Annotated in this window: 19 protein-coding genes; 18 read left to right on the top strand and 1 reads right to left on the bottom strand. The window is 34.9% G+C overall.

Translation table 11 applies throughout. The features are described 5' to 3' along the window. Positions 1-331: 331 nt before the first annotated feature. From CD041_RS03840 to CD041_RS03800, 9 genes are all read left to right on the top strand, one after another. Positions 332-820, top strand: coding sequence for a peptide deformylase (locus CD041_RS03840; protein ID WP_002478313.1), 489 nt, complete (start codon positions 332-334; stop codon positions 818-820). After that, positions 813-1,745: a methionyl-tRNA formyltransferase gene (gene fmt, locus CD041_RS03835; protein ID WP_002493087.1), complete on the top strand. Its 933-nt coding sequence runs from the start codon at positions 813-815 to the stop codon at positions 1,743-1,745. The genes CD041_RS03840 and fmt overlap by 8 nt, the downstream gene beginning before the upstream one ends. After that, positions 1,742-3,049 (top strand): 16S rRNA (cytosine(967)-C(5))-methyltransferase RsmB, encoded by a 1,308-nt coding sequence (gene rsmB / locus CD041_RS03830; protein ID WP_070648650.1) that lies wholly within the window; start codon positions 1,742-1,744, stop codon positions 3,047-3,049. The genes fmt and rsmB overlap by 4 nt, the downstream gene beginning before the upstream one ends. A 2-nt stretch (positions 3,050-3,051) precedes the next feature. Then, entirely contained in the window at positions 3,052-4,146 is a 1,095-nt protein-coding gene (rlmN, locus tag CD041_RS03825) for a dual-specificity RNA methyltransferase RlmN (RefSeq protein WP_002459330.1), read from the top strand. Positions 4,147-4,152: 6 nt separating this feature from the next. Beyond that, complete coding sequence (locus CD041_RS03820; RefSeq protein ID WP_080606590.1) at positions 4,153-4,896, top strand: Stp1/IreP family PP2C-type Ser/Thr phosphatase; 744 nt, start codon at positions 4,153-4,155, stop codon at positions 4,894-4,896. After that, on the top strand, positions 4,893-6,896 hold the full coding sequence (gene pknB, locus CD041_RS03815) for a Stk1 family PASTA domain-containing Ser/Thr kinase (protein ID WP_070648648.1): 2,004 nt from the start codon (positions 4,893-4,895) through the stop codon (positions 6,894-6,896). Before CD041_RS03820 ends, pknB begins: the two co-directional genes overlap by 4 nt. Before the next feature lie 183 nt (positions 6,897-7,079). Next, positions 7,080-7,955: a ribosome small subunit-dependent GTPase A gene (rsgA, locus tag CD041_RS03810; protein ID WP_002492929.1), complete on the top strand. Its 876-nt coding sequence runs from the start codon at positions 7,080-7,082 to the stop codon at positions 7,953-7,955. Further along, complete coding sequence (gene rpe / locus CD041_RS03805; RefSeq protein WP_002459326.1) at positions 7,955-8,599, top strand: ribulose-phosphate 3-epimerase; 645 nt, start codon at positions 7,955-7,957, stop codon at positions 8,597-8,599. Before rsgA ends, rpe begins: the two co-directional genes overlap by 1 nt. Before the next feature lie 6 nt (positions 8,600-8,605). Beyond that, positions 8,606-9,247 (top strand): thiamine diphosphokinase, encoded by a 642-nt coding sequence (locus tag CD041_RS03800; RefSeq protein ID WP_070648646.1) that lies wholly within the window; start codon positions 8,606-8,608, stop codon positions 9,245-9,247. A gap of 125 nt (positions 9,248-9,372) precedes the next feature. Here CD041_RS03800 and rpmB read toward each other — a convergent pair whose 3' ends face one another. Beyond that, positions 9,373-9,561: a 50S ribosomal protein L28 gene (gene rpmB / locus CD041_RS03795; protein ID WP_002459324.1), complete on the bottom strand. Its 189-nt coding sequence runs from the start codon at positions 9,559-9,561 to the stop codon at positions 9,373-9,375. A gap of 388 nt (positions 9,562-9,949) precedes the next feature. Between rpmB and CD041_RS03790 the strand changes: the two genes are divergently transcribed. The 9 genes from CD041_RS03790 (at position 9,950) to rnc (ending at position 18,890) form a co-directional block, all read left to right on the top strand. After that, a complete protein-coding gene (locus tag CD041_RS03790; RefSeq protein WP_002459323.1) occupies positions 9,950-10,324 on the top strand; it encodes an Asp23/Gls24 family envelope stress response protein in 375 nt (124 codons plus the stop codon). A gap of 13 nt (positions 10,325-10,337) precedes the next feature. Continuing rightward, entirely contained in the window at positions 10,338-11,993 is a 1,656-nt protein-coding gene (gene fakA / locus CD041_RS03785) for a fatty acid kinase catalytic subunit FakA (protein ID WP_070648644.1), read from the top strand. A 276-nt stretch (positions 11,994-12,269) separates the two neighbouring features. Further along, entirely contained in the window at positions 12,270-14,315 is a 2,046-nt protein-coding gene (gene recG / locus CD041_RS03780) for an ATP-dependent DNA helicase RecG (protein ID WP_070648642.1), read from the top strand. Positions 14,316-14,429: 114 nt separating this feature from the next. Further along, positions 14,430-14,999, top strand: a complete 570-nt coding sequence (fapR, locus tag CD041_RS03775) for a transcription factor FapR (protein WP_070648639.1) — start codon at positions 14,430-14,432, stop codon at positions 14,997-14,999. Further along, positions 14,992-15,978: a phosphate acyltransferase PlsX gene (gene plsX / locus CD041_RS03770; protein ID WP_062077536.1), complete on the top strand. Its 987-nt coding sequence runs from the start codon at positions 14,992-14,994 to the stop codon at positions 15,976-15,978. The genes fapR and plsX overlap by 8 nt, the downstream gene beginning before the upstream one ends. Further along, a complete protein-coding gene (gene fabD, locus CD041_RS03765; RefSeq protein WP_002478301.1) occupies positions 15,971-16,897 on the top strand; it encodes an ACP S-malonyltransferase in 927 nt (308 codons plus the stop codon). Before plsX ends, fabD begins: the two co-directional genes overlap by 8 nt. Then, positions 16,890-17,624: a 3-oxoacyl-[acyl-carrier-protein] reductase gene (gene fabG, locus CD041_RS03760; RefSeq protein ID WP_002459317.1), complete on the top strand. Its 735-nt coding sequence runs from the start codon at positions 16,890-16,892 to the stop codon at positions 17,622-17,624. Before fabD ends, fabG begins: the two co-directional genes overlap by 8 nt. A gap of 182 nt (positions 17,625-17,806) precedes the next feature. Further along, on the top strand, positions 17,807-18,040 hold the full coding sequence (locus tag CD041_RS03755) for an acyl carrier protein (protein WP_001830184.1): 234 nt from the start codon (positions 17,807-17,809) through the stop codon (positions 18,038-18,040). A 142-nt stretch (positions 18,041-18,182) separates the two neighbouring features. Next, the gene (rnc, locus tag CD041_RS03750; protein ID WP_207754609.1) at positions 18,183-18,890 is read left to right on the top strand and encodes a ribonuclease III; all 708 of its coding nucleotides are present in this window, start codon (positions 18,183-18,185) and stop codon (positions 18,888-18,890) included. Positions 18,891-18,961 lie beyond the last annotated feature (71 nt).

The following is an 18,961-nucleotide window of genomic DNA, read 5'->3' as shown; positions in this document are numbered from 1 at the left end:
ATTATAAAACAGAAGTAACCTGACAGTCTGTGACATCATTGATGTTTTAAGTTATGAACTAAATATTGACAGTAGTTGATTGGATTGAAAATACACTTATATCAAGCTTTTTTTCAATCCTAGTCAACTTTTCCAGGGCGGGACTACGAATTCATAATGAATTCTGTCCTGCTCGCTTGTTTTAAGTGGAACAATAATCAACGCATTTAAGAAATAATTCATTTCAGGTTAAAGACATATGTTAAAATGGATGGTGTTATTTGAACAGCGGTCGCAATTTCTTGTTAGATAAGTTATAATGATATGATGAATTTTAAAGAGGAGTCTATACATGACAGTTAAACCATTAATCAAATCGACGCATCCTTTATTAAAAAGGAAAGCACAAAGAGTGACTGAGTTTGATAAATCATTAACACAACTATTGTTAGATATTGAAGACACGTTATATCAACAAGAAGCTTCAGCTTTATGCGCTTCTCAAATAGGGATAGATAAGCAAGTGGCTATCGTTGATATGGAAATGGAAGGTTTATTACAACTTATCAATCCTACTATTATAAAAGTTTCTGACGAACAGGTCATTGATCTTGAAGGCTCTATTAGTTTACCCGGCATTTATGGTGAAGTAGCACGTAGTCAGATGATTGTGGTTCAAAGTTATGATGTACAGGGAAATACTCTAGAATTAACGGCTTATGATGATGTGGCACGCATGATGCAACATATTATTGACCAAATGAATGGCATAGCATTTACAAATAAAGCACAAAAAATTTTAACTGACAAAGAAGTGGAGGCGTATTTTGATAATGAGTAAAGTCATATTTATGGGCACACCAGATTTTTCAACGACAATATTAGAAATGTTAATCAAGGAACATGAAGTGATTGCCATTGTTACTCAGCCTGATCGTCCAGTAGGTAGAAAACGTGTACTGACACCACCACCTGTAAAAAAAGTGGCGCTCGAACATGATATTGCAGTTTATCAACCAGAAAAGCTAAAAGGTTCTGAAGAGTTGGAAGCATTATTACAGTTGGATAGTGATTTAATTGTCACTGCAGCTTTTGGTCAGTTATTGCCAGAAGTATTACTCGAAAAACCTAAATATGGTGCAATCAATGTTCATGCCTCCTTATTACCTAAATATCGAGGAGGCGCACCAATCCATCAAGCCATTATTGATGGTGAAACAGAAACGGGTATAACCATTATGTACATGGTGAAAAAGCTTGATGCTGGTAATATCATTGCGCAACAAGCTATTGGTATTACTGAAGATGATAACGTTGGTACTATGCATGATAAATTAAGCATTTTAGGTGCAGATTTATTACAAAAAACATTGCCGGACATTTTAGAAGGAAAGAATCAGAGTATTCCTCAAGATGATTCTAAGGCAACATTTGCTTCAAATATTAGTCGAGCCGACGAACGTGTTGATTGGCAGCGCAACGCTCAAGAGATTCATAACCATATTAGAGGACTTGCACCATGGCCGGTTGCATATACTACAATGGATGATAAAAATATGAAAATTTTTGCTGCACATATCATTAAAAATAAAGCTGGGGAACCAGGAACAATCATTGCAACAACAAAGCAAGCAATCATTGTTGGTACGCAATCAGATGATGCTATTGCAATAACGGATATGCAGTTGGCTGGTAAAAAACGTATGCCCGTTTCAAATTACTTAAGTGGTGTTCAAACCTCTTTAGTTGGGAAGAAATTAATATGACACAATCTGTAAGACGCCATGCACTAGATAGTATCCATGCGATATTGAATGAAGGGGCTTATAGTAACTTAGAAATCAATGATGTGCTTAGCTCTCAAGACTTGTCAGCTGTTGATAAAGGGTTATACACTGAACTTGTATACGGAACAATTAAACGAAAATTCACACTAGACTATTACTTGAGACCTTTTGTACAAACGAAAATTAAAGGCTGGGTGCGACAATTACTATGGATGAGCATCTATCAATATGTTTATTTAGATAAAGTACCTAATCATGCGATTATCAATGAAGCTGTTGAAATAGCTAAACATAGAGGTGGGCCACACAACGGTAATATTGTTAATGCTATTTTACGTCAGATAATGCGTAGTGATTTACCTAATGTGGATGATATAACTGATGAAAAGAAGCGAATGTCAATTGCATATAGCTTGCCTAAATGGATTGTTGATCATTGGGTAACTCATTATGGCCTAGCTCAAACGCATCGTATAGGCCAAGCATTGCTCACACCCACAGAGACGACTGTTAGGGCTAATATTGTTAAAGCGTCAATAAATGATATTATTGATGCATTAGAACAAGACGGGTACACGGTTACAAAGGATTCTGATATATTAAGTTGCTTGCATATACAAGGACGCCCCGTTATTGAGGCACGTGCATTTAAAGAAGGTTTAATATCCATACAAGATAAAAGTTCTATGTTTGTAGCACAATTGGCAAATTTACAAGCACATGATAAAGTGTTAGATGCTTGTAGTGCGCCTGGTGGTAAAGCATGTCACATGGCAGAAATTTTAGCTCCAACAGGGAGTGTCGATGCTACAGATATCCATGCACATAAAATTAATTTAATAAAATATAATATCAAAAAATTAGGCTTAGACAACGTACATGCATTTCAACATGATGCAACTCAACCATATACAGAGATGTATGATAAAATCTTGGTGGATGCACCATGTAGTGGTTTAGGAGTGCTGAGACATAAGCCAGAAATTAAATATACGCAATCCAAAGAAGGCACACAAGCACTAGTAGACTTGCAATTAAACATTTTAAATAATGTAAGACATCATTTAAAACCTGGTGGGACAATTATTTATTCAACTTGTACTATTGAACAATTAGAAAATGAAAATGTAATTTATAGTTTTTTAAAGGAAAATAAAGATTTCGAATTTGAGCCAATGATACACCCACAAACAGGTGAGCAAATCAAAACCCTTCAAATTTTGCCTCAAGATTTTAATTCAGATGGCTTCTTTATCACGAAGATAAAAAGAAAGGAAAGTTAAGCATGATAACCACTCAAAAAAAGAAGAAGAATAAGTTTTTACCTGATTTTGATAAGCAATCGATTTATTCGTTGCGTTTTGATGAAATGCAACAATGGCTAGTTGAGCAGGGGCAACAAAAATTTAGAGCGAAACAAATCTATGAATGGTTATATCAAAAGCGGGTTAATTCTTTTGAAGAAATGACTAACTTATCCAAAGATTTGCGTAAACTACTGGCAGATCATTTTGTTATGACGACATTAACGACAGTGGTTAAACAAGAAAGTAAAGATGGCACTATTAAATTTCTATTTGAACTGCAAGATGGTTATACAATAGAAACCGTATTAATGCGTCATGATTATGGCAACTCTGTATGCGTAACAACACAAGTGGGCTGCCGCATTGGGTGTACATTCTGTGCGTCTACTTTAGGTGGCTTAAAACGTAATTTAGAGGCTGGAGAAATAGTGTCACAAGTACTTACAGTACAAAAAGCGCTCGATGCAACAGAGGAACGAGTATCACAAATTGTAATTATGGGCATTGGTGAACCATTCGAAAACTACGATGAAATGATGGACTTTTTACGAATAGTTAATGATGATAATAGTCTAAACATTGGTGCACGTCACATTACGGTATCTACCTCTGGAATTGTGCCGCGCATTTATGACTTTGCAGATGAAGAAATTCAAATTAACTTTGCTGTAAGCTTGCATGCTGCGAAAGATGATGTACGCTCTAAATTAATGCCAATCAATCGCGCTTATAATGTTGATAAATTAATGGAAGCCATCCGTTATTATCAACAAAAAACAAACCGACGTATTACATTTGAGTACGGCTTATTTGGTGGCGTCAATGATCAACTTGAACATGCACGAGAATTAGCACATCTAATTAAAAATCTAAACTGTCATGTTAATTTAATCCCAGTCAATCATGTTCCAGAGCGAAATTATGTAAAAACATCAAAAGATGATATCTTTAAGTTTGAAAAAGAATTAAAAAGATTGGGTGTAAATGCTACAATAAGACGAGAACAAGGTTCAGATATTGATGCTGCATGTGGTCAATTAAGAGCAAAGGAACGACAAGTAGAAACGAGGTAAGAGACAATGCTAAACGCACAATTTTTCACTGATACAGGTCAACATAGAGATAAAAATGAAGATGCTGGTGGTATATTTTTAAATAAAACGCATCAGCAATTGTTAGTATTATGTGATGGTATGGGTGGTCACCAAGCGGGTGAAATAGCGAGTCAGTTTGTAACAAATGAACTTCAAGCGCGTTTTGAACAAGAAAATTTGATTGAAGAGTCTCAAGCTGAAACGTGGTTGCGTACAACATTAAAACAAATTAATCTCGAATTATATTATTATGCACAAGAAGACCCAGAATATAGAGGCATGGGGACGACATGTGTCTGTGCCTTGATTTTTGAGAAAAAAGTCGTTATTGCTAACATTGGAGATTCAAGAGCATATGTCGTCAATTCAAGAGAGATAGAACAGCTTACACAGGATCATTCATTTGTTAATCATCTAGTGATGACAGGTCAAATTACTGAAGAAGAAGCATTTCATCATCCGCAAAAAAATATTATTACACGAGTAATGGGAACAGATAAACATGTGACACCTGATATTTATTTTAAGCGAATCAATTACTATAATTATTTATTATTATGCTCTGATGGATTGACAGATTATATAAGAAATGACGTAATCAAGGATGCGCTTTTAGAAGAGTTAACTATAGAACAGTTAGGAAATAAGCTCATACAATTAGCACTTGATTATCAATCTAGAGACAACATAAGTGTAATTCTTGCAGCTATAGAAGGTGACAAAGTATGATCGGAAAAATAATTAGTGATCGTTATAAAGTGATTGATAAGCTTGGTGGCGGCGGAATGAGTATGGTTTACTTGGCTGAAGATATGATTCTTGAACGTCAAGTAGCGATTAAGGCAATTTCTATTCCACCAAACGAAAAGGAAGAAACTCTTCGCCGTTTCGAGCGTGAAGTGAATAACTCGACGCAACTTTTCAGTGAAAATATCGTCAATGTTTATGATGTTGATGAAGAAGACGATTGTTTCTATTTAATTATGGAATATATTGATGGACCAACGTTATCTGAATATATACATACACACGGGCCACTTAACATTGATACTGCAATTCAGTTCACGCAACAAATATTGAATGGGATTCAGGAAGCGCATCATAAAAGAATTGTTCATCGTGATATTAAACCCCAAAATATTTTAATCGATAAAAATAAAACACTAAAAATATTTGATTTTGGGATTGCAAAAGCGCTAAGTGAGACATCATTAACTCAAACAAATCACGTATTAGGTACCGTGCAATATTTATCACCAGAACAGGCAAAAGGTGAGTCAACAGATGAATCAACCGATATATATTCGATTGGCATCGTATTGTATGAAATGTTAGTTGGTGAGCCACCTTTTAATGGAGAAACGGCAGTTAGTATTGCAATTAAACATATCCAAGATGCAATTCCGAACGTTACAGATATTAGACAAGATGTACCTCAAGCACTTAGCAATGTTATCTTAAAAGCGACGGAAAAAGATGTAAGCGATCGTTATATTAATATACAAGCTATGATGGATGATTTGAGTAGTGCACTTATCGATAGCCGTGCAAATGAGGATAAATATCAACACGAAGAAGAAACTGTAAAAACATTGGCTATCGATAAAAATGATATTAAAAGTAAAATGAAAGAATCTGACAATAAAGGTAAAATTGCGCAAACAATGCAAATACCTATTGTAAATCAACGACAATTTCAATCAGCAGAGGAGCATGTTTTTGTTCCTCAAAAGAAAAAATCGTCAAAAGGGAAAAAGTTTTTAATTGCTTTAATCATAATATTATTAATTGCTAGTTTAGCTGGTTTTATCGCATGGGGTGTCTTTGGAGATAAATATGAAGAAACACCAGATTTAAGTGGTAAAACGGAAAAAGAAGCAGAACAATTACTCAAAGAGAAACATTTGAAGTTAGGCAATATATCTAGAAGTTATAGTGATAAGTATGCGGAAAATCAAATCATTAACTCTAAGCCAGAAGCAGGTTCACGTATCAATCAAGGTGATGCAGTAGATATTGTGTTATCAAAAGGTCCTGAAAAGGTCACAATGCCTTATGTTGTTGGAATGACAAAGGCAAAAGCCCAAGAAAAATTAAAGTCATTAGGTTTGAATCATATCTCTATCAAAAAAGATTACAGTCGCACAGTGGCTAAAGGATTGATAGCAAAACAAAATCTACCAGCTGACAGCAAGGTTAGGCTTAATGACCATCATATTGAACTAATTGAATCCCTAGGTGTTAGACAAGTATTTGTTAAAGATTATGAGGGCAAAGCCTATTCAACTGCGAAAAAAGAATTAGAAGAAGATGGTTTAAAAGTTAAAGTAACTACAGAAGCAAGTGATAGTGTCAAAAAAGGAAACGTCATTTCACAATCACCAAAAGATAAAGAAGTAGATGAAGGTTCGACGATTCAATTGAAAGTTTCAAAAGGCGAAGATACAGATTCAGACGAGGATAAAAATGATGAAGATGGTGATTCAGATGATGTTAAAACCCATTCTGAAACAGTAGATATTCCATACTCTGGAAAAGATGATGAAAGCCAAACAGTAGATATTTACATTCGTGATGAGGACCATAAAGCGTCAGAAGTTGCACGAAGTTTTAAAATTAAAGATGATAAAACCACTACGATTTCTTTGAAAATAAAAAAAGGAACAACGGCAGGCTATACAGTGCGTGTTGATAATAAAATTGTATTGGATAAAGATGTGGATTATTAATTTCATTAAGTGTTGAGTCACCATTATATGATTACCGGATAAACAAAGATAATGTTAACTTTGTTTATCCGTTTTTTTAATGTCTAGACAACAAAATATTATATAATAAGTGAATTACAGATATATTAATATGGTGCGTTTTGATATAATAACCTCGTATCATAAAAATTGAGAGGTGTCAGTTTGAAAACAGGACGCATCGTTAAATTAATAAGTGGCGTGTATCAAGTAGATGTCAATGGTGATCGGTTTAATACTAAGCCACGCGGATTATTTAGAAAAAATAAATTTTCACCAGTGGTTGGAGATATTGTAGATTTTGAAGTACAAAATAACACGGAAGGTTATATTCAGCATGTTCGAGAGCGTAAAAATGCTTTAAAACGTCCGCCAGTTAGCAATATTGATGGTTTAGTTATCGTGATGAGTGCCGTAGAACCGCAATTTTCAACACAATTGTTAGACCGTTTTATCGTTATTGCACATTCTTATAAACTTCATCCATCTATTTTAGTAACAAAAAGAGATTTAGCAAATTCTCAACAAATTAAAGATATTGAAGAAGTATTAAACATATATAAACAAATAGGTTATATGACTCAATTTGTTGGTATAGATGATGATAAAGCAACAATGATGCAACAATGGCCATCAGGATTAATCGTATTGAGTGGTCAGTCTGGCGTTGGAAAAACGACGTTTATCAATCACTATCGTCCCGATTTACAATTAACCACAAATCATATCTCAAAATCTTTAAATCGCGGTAAACATACAACACGACATGTTGAATTATTTGATCGTAATCAAGGATATATTGCCGATACACCAGGATTTAGTGCTTTAGATTTTAATCATATTGAGAAAGATGAAATCAAACATTATTTTGTAGAATTTAATCAGTATGGTGAACATTGTAAGTTTAGAAATTGTAATCACATTAATGAACCCCAATGCCAAGTAAAAGCTGCACTATCAGAAGGCAAGATTGCACAATTTAGATATGATCATTATTTACAACTTTATAATGAAATTGCAGACAGAAAGGTAAGATACTAGTGAAAAAATTATATCCATCGTTATTATCAGCTGATTTCAGCCAATTAAATCAAGAACTTCACAAACTAGAACAAGCAGGCGTTGATGGTCTTCACTTTGACGTGATGGATGGTCAATTTGTGCCTAACATATCGGTTGGGTTTCCAGTATTAGAGGCTGTGAGACGTGAGACTACTTTACCAATTGACGTACATCTGATGATTGCGCAACCTGAACGTTATATAGAACAATTTGCTCAAGCTGGGGCCGATTTTATTTCTGTTCATGTTGAAGCAACGCCACATATTCATCGTGCACTTGAACTCATCAAGTTACAAAATATTAAAGCAGGCGTTGTAATTAACCCAGGTACACCAGTAGAACTGATAAAGCCGGTGTTAAGTATTGTTGACTATGTCTTAGTGATGACAGTAAACCCGGGATTTGGTGGACAACAATTCATTCAAAGTTGTGTTGCAAAAGTTCAACAATTGGCAGAACTTAAAGCAATCAATTCCTATGATTTTGATATTGAAGTCGATGGTGGCATTAATGATCAAACAATTAAACTGTGTGCTGAAGCTGGTGCATCAATGTTTGTCGCTGGTTCTTACTTCTTTAAACATCATGACTATGCAGTTGTAACTCAAGATTTGAAAGGTTGAGACGTCATGAAAATCAATTTGCTTTGTGCGGATAGACATTTACCTGTAGGTGTATTAGAACAGAATCGTAATGAAGCGTGGGCAGGTATTGACCGTGGTGCGCTTATATTGGTCGAACATGGAATAAACCCAGTTTATTCGGTTGGAGATTTTGATTCAGTTAGCGAGCATGAGCGACAACAATTAATTGAAAAATTAGATATTCATCCTGTTAAAGCAGAGAAAGATGATACGGATTTAGCTTTGGGAGTGGAGCAAGCTGTAGCACATGGTTATACGGATATTTTTATCTATGGCGCTACGGGTGGACGTTTAGATCATTTTATGGGAGCACTTCAGATATTACTTAAAAAACATTATCGTCGCCACGGAATTGCTATTAAAATGGTTGATGCCCAAAATGTCATTCAATTGTTGGAAATGGGACGACACAAAATAGCTAAAGATGAACATTTCCCTTATATTTCATTTATACCTGTCAACGGTGAAGTCGTACTTTCATTAGAAGGTTTTAAATACAATTTAGAACGACGACAATTAGAAATTGGTTCGACTTTAACAATTTCAAATGAAATTAATCATCCATATGCATGGATCGACATACATCAAGGACAAGTATTGCAAATAAGGAGTCGCGATAATGATTAACATAAGAGTAAACATAAAAGGAGCACATCGACTTAAAACGATGTGCTCCTTTATGACTAGATAATCAAACTAGTGAATTAACATGGTCACCACATATAATCATGTTAATGTGTGCATTATATTTATTAAACTCTAGTAACTTTACCAGATTTTAAAGCACGTGCAGAAACCCAAACTTTTTTAGGTTTTCCGTCTACAAGGATTCTAACTTTTTGAAGGTTAGCGTTCCATCTGCGTTTGTTCGCATTTAAAGCGTGTGAACGATGATTACCTGTTGATGCTTTACGACCAGTTACGTAACATTGTTTACCCATCAAAGTACCTCCTTTAATAAATATAAATACACTTAGATACTTATATACTTGAATAAGATACCATAATCACACTATATAAGCAAGAAAATTTCGTTTGATTTTCATTATTATCTATCGTTTACAAATTTTTGTGATATAATTGTTAGCTGTGGAGTTATATAGTATGATACTTTTAAAGATAAGTTAAAGTATAGTGAATGTGAGGACATAGCTAAAGCAAATAGCAAAGTTCCAAAATGAATAAGTAAATAAGATGAATCGGTCAGAGTTTGTCGACCAAGTTAAATTCAAGTTGAAAGAGATGTAATGGCTTGTCATAAGACAATGTTTAGCCATCATCTCAGCATGCGTCATTTTATATTTAACCAATAATCAGGAGGACTTTAAGATGACATTAGAAATTTCAAACGAATATGGCAAAATTGATATTTCAAATGAAGTAATAGCATCTGTGGTCGGTAGTAAAGCCGTAGAAAGTTATGGAATTGTAGGCATGGCTTCCAGACAGCAAGTGCGCGATGGAATTGCTGAAATATTAGGTCATGAAAATTACGCTAAAGGCATTGTAGTTCATGAAAACAATGGTATTTTAGATGTTGATATGTATATCATTGTTAGCTATGGTGTGAAAATTTCTGAAGTAGCTAATAATGTTCAATCTACAGTGAAATATACATTAGAGCAAGCACTTAATGTAAAGGTAAATTCAATTAATATATTTGTACAAGGTGTACGAGTGAATACTAAGGGCAAGAAGGTTTAGGAGGACAATCATAATGATTAGCGAAATAAATGGTAAATTATTTGCCGATATGATTATACAAGGGGCACAAAATTTATCTAATAATGCAGATTTGGTAGATTCATTAAACGTTTATCCTGTACCCGATGGTGATACAGGCACAAATATGAATCTGACGATAACGTCTGGAAGAGAAGAAGTTGAAAATAATCTTTCTCAAAATATTGGAGAATTGGGCAAAACGTTTTCTAAAGGTTTATTGATGGGTGCACGAGGAAACTCAGGCGTTATTTTGTCTCAATTATTCAGAGGTTTTTGTAAAAATATCGAAGATGCTAAAGTCATAGATGCACAACAATTTGCAGCTAGTTTTCAAGCGGGGGTAGATACAGCTTATAAAGCAGTGATGAAGCCGGTTGAAGGGACAATTTTAACTGTAGCTAAAGATGCTGCTAAGGGTGCTGTGGCAAAAGCGGAAGAGACTAGTGACATTGTTGAAATTATGACACATACAATTGAAGAAGCTAAAAAATCATTGGATAACACTCCTAATTTATTAGCAGTACTAAAAGAGGTTGGTGTTGTTGACAGCGGTGGCAAAGGTTTACTATGTGTTTATGAAGGCTTTTTAAAAGGACTAAAAGGTGAGCAAGTTGAAGCTCAGGCACCTAAATTAGATACAGAAACATTTGTCAATGAGGAACATGATTTCCATGGTGTAATTAATACAGAAGATATTATTTATGGTTACTGCACAGAAATGATGGTGCGCTTTGGCAAAGACAAAAAGCCGTTCGATGAACAAGAATTTAGAAGTGATATGAGTAAATTCGGCGATTCGTTACTTGTCATTAACGATGATGAAATTGTAAAAGTTCATGTACATACCGAAACGCCAGGTGACGTTTTTAACTATGGACAACAGTATGGTGAATTAATCAAGCTAAAAGTAGAGAACATGCGTGAGCAACATCGAGAAGTAATTCGCAAAGAAGCTAGTGGGAATCAAAAGAAACAAGATAAGCACGAAACAGTTGAAACAGCAATTATTACTATTTCTATGGGTGAAGGCATTTCAGAATTATTTAAATCGATGGGTGCAACACACATTATTAGCGGTGGACAAACGATGAATCCATCAACAGAAGATATTGTTAAAGTAATCGAACAGTCACAATGTAAACGTGCTATTATTTTGCCAAATAATAAAAATATTCTAATGGCTAGTGAACAAGCAGCAAGTATCGTTGATGCTGAGGCAATCGTAATTCCAACCAAATCCATTCCTCAAGGCATCGCAGCTTTATTCCAATATGATGAAGGCTCGTCATTAGAAGATAATAAGGCGCACATGGAAACGGCACTTGAAACTATTCAGTCTGGTTCTTTAACGTTTGCAGTTCGAGACACTAAAATTGATGGTGTTGAAATTAAAAAAGATGAATTTATGGGCTTAGCAGAAGACAAGATTGTGATTAGTGATGCCGATGAATTTGCTGCATTACAAGGCTTATTAAAGCAATTGCTAACAGATGATAGCGAAATTTTAACGGTTATAACTGGGAAAGATGCAACACAAGCCGTAACAGATGAACTTTCGGAATGGCTTGAGGAAAGTTATCCAGACTTAGAGGTTGAACTCCATGATGGTGGTCAACCAATATACAACTATTTATTATCAGTTGAGTAGTCTGTAACCATCTGTTCTCAATTGCAGATATGTGAAGATAATTTATTAGTGAACGGTTGACAATTTAAATGATATATAGTGAGATTTGTATTATTTTTACGATGTGTATCCATAAGTCAACTCATATGATGAGAGTGTTACAGAATTTTTATCTGTGCGCTCTCTTTCTATTTTAAAACATAAGATGGTAACATAAGTGTAGTGAATAATATGAAAAATAAACGAATCGAATATAAATAAAGCTTGTCATAATTTAGATATAATAAGGTGATTGATATGACTAAGGTAAATTTAATAGAGAGCCCGTATCCATTGTCTCATATAAAAGGACTAGGCCCTAAACGTATAGCAATATTAAATGAACTAAATATATATTCAGTTGGTGACTTAGTGTTGTATTTACCTACACGCTATGAAGACAATACAGTAGTTGATTTATCGACGGCTGAAGATCAAACGATGGTAACAGTTGAGGGTGAAGTTTATTCAATGCCAACCGTTGCATTTTTTGGACGTAATAAATCAAAATTAACGATACATTTAATGATTAACAATATTGCTGTTAAATGTGTGTTTTTCAATCAACCTTATTTAAAAAATAAAATCGCCTTAAATCAACGAGTTACGGTTAAAGGGAAATGGAATCGTGCTAAGCAAGAAATAAATGGTAACCGTATGTTCTTTAATCAGTCTAACAGTAAACAGGACAAACTCGAACCCATTTATCGTATTAAAGATGGGATTAAACAAAAAAATATGCGAGATATGATACGTGAAGCACTTCGTGATGTGACAATTCATGAATGGCTTTCTGAGGATCTAAAAGCAAAATATAAGCTAGAATCTCTCGAATCAACAATTAAAATTTTACACCACCCAAAAGATAAGGCTGCGTTATTGCGTGCAAGACGTACATATGCCTTTACGGAATTGTTCATGTTTGAGTTGCGCATGCAGTGGTTGAACCGATTAGAAAAGGCCGCAGATAATGCAATAGAAATTAATTATGATTTAAGGCAAGTTAAAGACTTTATAGATGTGTTGCCTTTTGATTTAACAGATGCACAAAAACAAAGTGTGAATGAAATATTTAGAGATTTAAAAGCACCTATTCGAATGCATCGTTTATTGCAAGGTGATGTAGGATCAGGAAAGACAGTAGTTGCTGCGATTTGTATGTATGCCTTAAAAACAGCTGGATATCAGTCTGCACTTATGGTGCCAACGGAAATTTTAGCTGAGCAACATGCAGAAAGCTTAGTTAAACTTTTTGGTGAACGTATGAATGTTGCACTGTTAACTGGTTCGGTTAAAGGTAAGAAACGTCAGCTGTTATTAGAGCAATTAGCACAAGGTACGATTGACTGTGTAATTGGTACACACGCTCTGATTCAAGAAGATGTTCAGTTTAATAACATAGGATTAGTAATCACTGATGAACAACACCGTTTTGGTGTTAATCAACGACAATTACTGAGAGAAAAAGGTGCAATGACTAATGTCTTATTTATGACTGCAACACCTATTCCAAGAACATTAGCTATATCTGTTTTTGGAGAGATGGACGTATCCTCTATTAAACAGTTGCCTAAAGGACGAAAGCCTATTAAAACAAGCTGGGCGAAACACGAGCAATACGAACAAGTATTACATCAAATGACTTCAGAGTTACAAAAAGGTCGCCAAGCTTATGTGATTTGTCCGTTGATTGAGAGTTCTGAACATCTCGAAGATGTGCAAAATGTTGTCGCTATTTATGAATCGCTGCAGCACTATTATGGAGCTGAACGTGTGGGACTATTACACGGGAAATTATCAACAGAAGATAAAGACGACGTAATGAATCAATTTAGTTGTCATCAAATAGATATACTAGTATCAACAACCGTCGTTGAAGTAGGCGTGAATGTCCCAAATGCGACATTTATGATGATTTATGATGCCGATCGTTTTGGATTGTCGACATTACATCAATTGCGTGGTCGTGTGGGTCGTAGTGAACATCAAAGTTATTGCGTATTAATCGCTTCCCCAAAGACTGAAACTGGTATTGAACGCATGACGATAATGACACAGACGAACGATGGATTTGAGCTAAGTGAACGTGATTTAGAAATGCGAGGTCCAGGTGACTTTTTCGGTGTCAAACAAAGTGGTCTATCTGACTTCATGGTTGCCAATGTAGTTGAAGACTATCGCATGCTAGAAGTTGCCCGAGATGAGGCATCTGAATTAATACAATCTGGTGAATTTTTTACAGCAACATATCATCATTTACGCAGCTTTATAGAAGATCATTTGTTGCATACAAGTTTTGACTAATGACATATGCAAATTTTAAGCTCAACTTAGGATATTTGTTGAGCTTTTTAAATATAAAATGTTATGATATGTGAAGATGTTTAAGACTTGGTACTAAATAAAAGGGGGGATGGCATGAAATTGAAAAAAAATGAACGACGCATCGCCATTCAACAAGCGATTGAGCATAACCCTTTTATCACTGATCATGAACTTTGTGAGCAATTCAGCGTCAGTATACAGACGATAAGACTAGATCGTACACATCTCAAAATTCCAGAGTTGCGCAAGCGAATTAAATTGGTTGCTGAACAAAATTATCAACATTTACAATCACTAGAAGCAAATGAAATATTTGGTGATATCATTAAGATGAATCCCAATATCGAGGCAGAATCGATCATTCATATTGCCTCAGATTCTGTCTTTTCAAAGAATAATATCGCACGAGGACATATTTTATTTGCGCAAGCGAATTCATTATGTGTTGCTTTAATTCATAAACCGACTGCATTAACATCTGAAAGTAATGTAACGTTTGTCGAGAAAGTGAAATTAAATGATACGGTAGGAGCACGCGCTAAAGTGGTAAAGCATAGTGAAAACTATTATCATATTGATGTTACATCATATGTTAAAGAAATATTAGTTTTTAAAGGTCATTTTAAAATGTTCTATATAAGCGAGGATGAATATAATGGTTAAAATTGCAATTGATATGATGGGTGGCGACGATGCACCTGGTATTGTTTTAGAAGCAGTTGATCAAGCAATTAAAGATTTCAAAGATTTAGAAATCATTCTATTTGGGGATAAGCAACAATATACACTCAATCATGAACGTATAGAATTTAGGCATTGTACGGAAAAAATTGAAATGGAAGATGAGCCTGTAAGAGCAATTAAACGAAAAAAAGATAGCTCTATGGTCCGCATGGCTGAAGCAGTGAAAAATGGCGAAGCAGATGGTTGTGTTTCTGCTGGTAATACAGGTGCTTTAATGTCAGCGGGATTATTTATTGTTGGACGTATTAAAGGTGTTGCAAGACCAGCACTTGTTGTTACTTTGCCAACAATAAATGGTAAAGGATTTGTGTTCTTGGATGTAGGCGCGAATGCTGATGCTAAGCCAGAACATTTATTGCAATATGCACAATTAGGTAATATTTATGCACAAAAAATACGCGGTATTGCTGAACCTAAAGTATCATTATTGAATATTGGTACAGAAGCAGCTAAAGGCAATACCCTAACGAAAAAATCTTATACATTATTACAAGATGATGGTAGTTTTAATTTTACTGGTAATATTGAGGCTAAGACGTTGATGGATGGCAGGACAGATGTTGTTGTTACCGATGGTTATACCGGAAACATGGTATTAAAAAATATTGAAGGTACAGCAAAGTCAATTGGCAAGATGTTAAAAGAAACATTATTAAGTAGCTTTAAAAATAAATTAGCTGCTTTAGTGTTAAAGAAAGATTTAGCTCATTTTGCTAAAAAAATGGATTATGCCGAATACGGTGGTTCAGTGCTATTAGGCCTTGATGGTACGGTAGTCAAAGCACATGGAGGATCAAATGCTAGAGCATTTTACTCTGCAATTAGACAAGCAAAAATTGCAGGGGAACAACATATTGTGCAAACAATGCGAGAAACGGTAGGTGCAAACGATGAGTAAAACAGCAATAATTTTTCCAGGTCAAGGTGCGCAAAAAGTTGGTATGGCTGAAGATTTATATCAACATAATGAAGCTGCAACGAAGATACTTAATCAATCCCAAGAAGTGATGGATTTTGATTTATTCGAAACCATGTTTACAGACCAAGAACAAAAATTAAGTCAAACAGAATATACGCAACCCGCGCTTGTTACGCATAGTATTGCATTACTGCATGCATTAGAACATATTGATGCAGATTATACGTTAGGACATAGCCTAGGCGAATATGCTAGTTTAGTGGCAGCCGGCGTACTTGACTTTGAGGATGCTGTAAAAATTGTGCGCAAACGTGGTCTATTAATGGCTCAAGCTTTTCCTAATGGTGTAGGTAGCATGGCAGCTGTCTTGGGGTTAGGCTATGAAGAGGTAAACCACATATGCCAAACCTTATCTACACAAGATGAAATCATCGAACCAGCAAACATTAATTGTCCAGGACAAATTGTAGTATCTGGCCATAAAACTTTAATAGATAAGCTTGTAGAAGAAGGAAAAGCTTTAGGAGCAAAACGCGTAATGCCTTTAGCTGTTTCTGGACCATTTCATTCTTCAATGATGCAGGTCATTGAAGATGCATTTTCTACATATATTGATCGATTTGAATGGCAGAATGCCAAATTCCCAGTAGTACAAAATGTGAATGCACTGGGTGAGACAGATGCACAAGTGATTAAAGAAAATATGGTTAAGCAATTATATTCACCAGTACAATTTATTCAATCTATTGAATGGTTGCTTGCACAAGGTGTCGATCATTTTATTGAAATAGGACCAGGAAAAGTACTATCAGGGTTAATCAAAAAAATTAACCGAGATGTTAAATTAACGTCAATTCAAACTATAGAAGATGTGAAAGGATGGAATCAAAATGGCTAAAAGTGCATTAGTTACAGGTGCTTCTCGCGGAATTGGACGAAGCATTGCATTACAATTAGCAAGTGAAGGTTACAATGTTGCAGTAAATTATGCTGGCAATAAAGAAAAAGCAGAGGAAGTCGTATCCGAAATAAAAGAACTTGGTGTGGATGCTTTTGCGATACAAGCAAATGTAGCAAATGGTGATGAAGTAAAAGCGATGATAAAAGAAGTTGTAGCACAATTTGGCGCGATTGATGTGCTTGTTAATAATGCTGGTATTACAAGAGATAATTTATTAATGCGTATGAAAGAACAAGAATGGGATGATGTGATTGATACCAACTTAAAAGGTACATTCAATTGTATTCAAAAAGTGACGCCACAAATGTTGCGTCAACGCAGTGGTGCAATTATCAATTTATCTAGTGTTGTTGGAGCAGTAGGAAATCCAGGACAAGCGAATTATGTTGCTACTAAAGCAGGTGTGATCGGCTTGACTAAATCTGCTGCACGTGAGCTTGCTTCACGAGGCATTACTGTTAATGCAGTAGCCCCAGGATTTATTGTGTCAGATATGACCGACGCACTTAACGATGATCTTAAAGAACAAATGCTACAACAAATACCATTAGCTAGATTTGGTCAAGATACTGATATCGCTAATACTGTCGCCTTTTTAGCATCAGATAAAGCTAAATATATTACAGGTCAAACCATTCATGTTAACGGCGGCATGTATATGTAAAGTATATATCGCATGTTCATTTAAAATATTTACGTCATGCTAAGTAGAATAACCAGATTTAACTATGTCTAAAATTCAAGCAGCATTTTAAAATTACCATAAAACTTTAGCTTGTATTTTGGCTTTTAAAATGGGAAAATGTAATAGTCTATGAATGGACTTTTTAAAGGAGGTGAATCGACGTGGAAAACTTCGACAAAGTAAAGGATATCATCGTTGACCGTTTAGGTGTAGATGCTGATAAAGTAACAGAAGACGCATCTTTTAAAGATGATTTAGGCGCTGACTCACTTGATATCGCTGAATTAGTAATGGAATTAGAAGACGAATTTGGTACTGAAATTCCAGATGAAGAAGCAGAAAAAATCAACACTGTTGGTGATGCTGTTAAATATATTAACAGTCTTGAAAAATAATAAAATGACATCTGGGTCGTCGAGGAGATGGCTCAGATTTTTTCTTTAGTTTTTAATTTAATTCACTTAAAATAGGGAGTGAAGTGTTTTATTATACACTGAATTAGGAGGTATCTGTGTGGCTAACGTAAAAAAAGATGAGATGATTAAAGATTTCAGACAACGGTTTGAACAAAAGATGAATGAATTAGGTATCCATTTTGATAATATAAAATTGTACCAACAAGCGTTTTCTCACTCTAGCTTTATTAATGATTTTAATATGAATCGTTTGGAGCATAATGAACGATTAGAATTTTTAGGAGATGCGGTATTAGAAGTGACGGTTTCACGTTATTTATTTGATAAACATCCGAACTTACCGGAAGGCAATTTGACAAAAATGCGTGCAACAATTGTATGTGAGCCCTCACTTGTAATATTTGCTAATAAAATTCAATTAAACCAATTAATATTATTAGGTAAAGGAGAAGAAAAAACGGGTGGTCGCACACGCCCTTCACTTATTTCTGATGCCTTTGAAGCATTTGTCGGTGCACTTTATTTGGATCAAGGATTAGGAGCTGTGTGGCATTTTGCTGAAAAAGTAATTTTCCCTTATGTAGAAGATGATGAACTTATTGGAGTTGTAGATTTTAAAACGCAGTTCCAGGAATTTGTTCATAGTCAAAATAAAGGGGATGTGATGTATCGTCTTGTTAAAGAAGAAGGGCCAGCACATCACCGTTTGTTTACATCTGAAGTGATATTAGAACAACAAGCGATAGCACATGGTCAAGGAAAGACTAAAAAAGAATCAGAACAAAAAGCAGCTGAACGCGCATATCATATTATGCGACAACATAAATAATGGCATTTCGACAATGTTTAAAATAAGCTGTTAACAAGCTTTATGTTTATAACTTAACAACGAGGTAAAGA

Source organism: Staphylococcus lugdunensis, assembly GCF_002901705.1.
GTDB classification, from domain to species: Bacteria; Bacillota; Bacilli; order Staphylococcales; family Staphylococcaceae; genus Staphylococcus; species Staphylococcus lugdunensis.
Note: the sequence above shows the minus strand (reverse complement) of the source record. Positions and strands in the feature narration are given on the sequence as shown.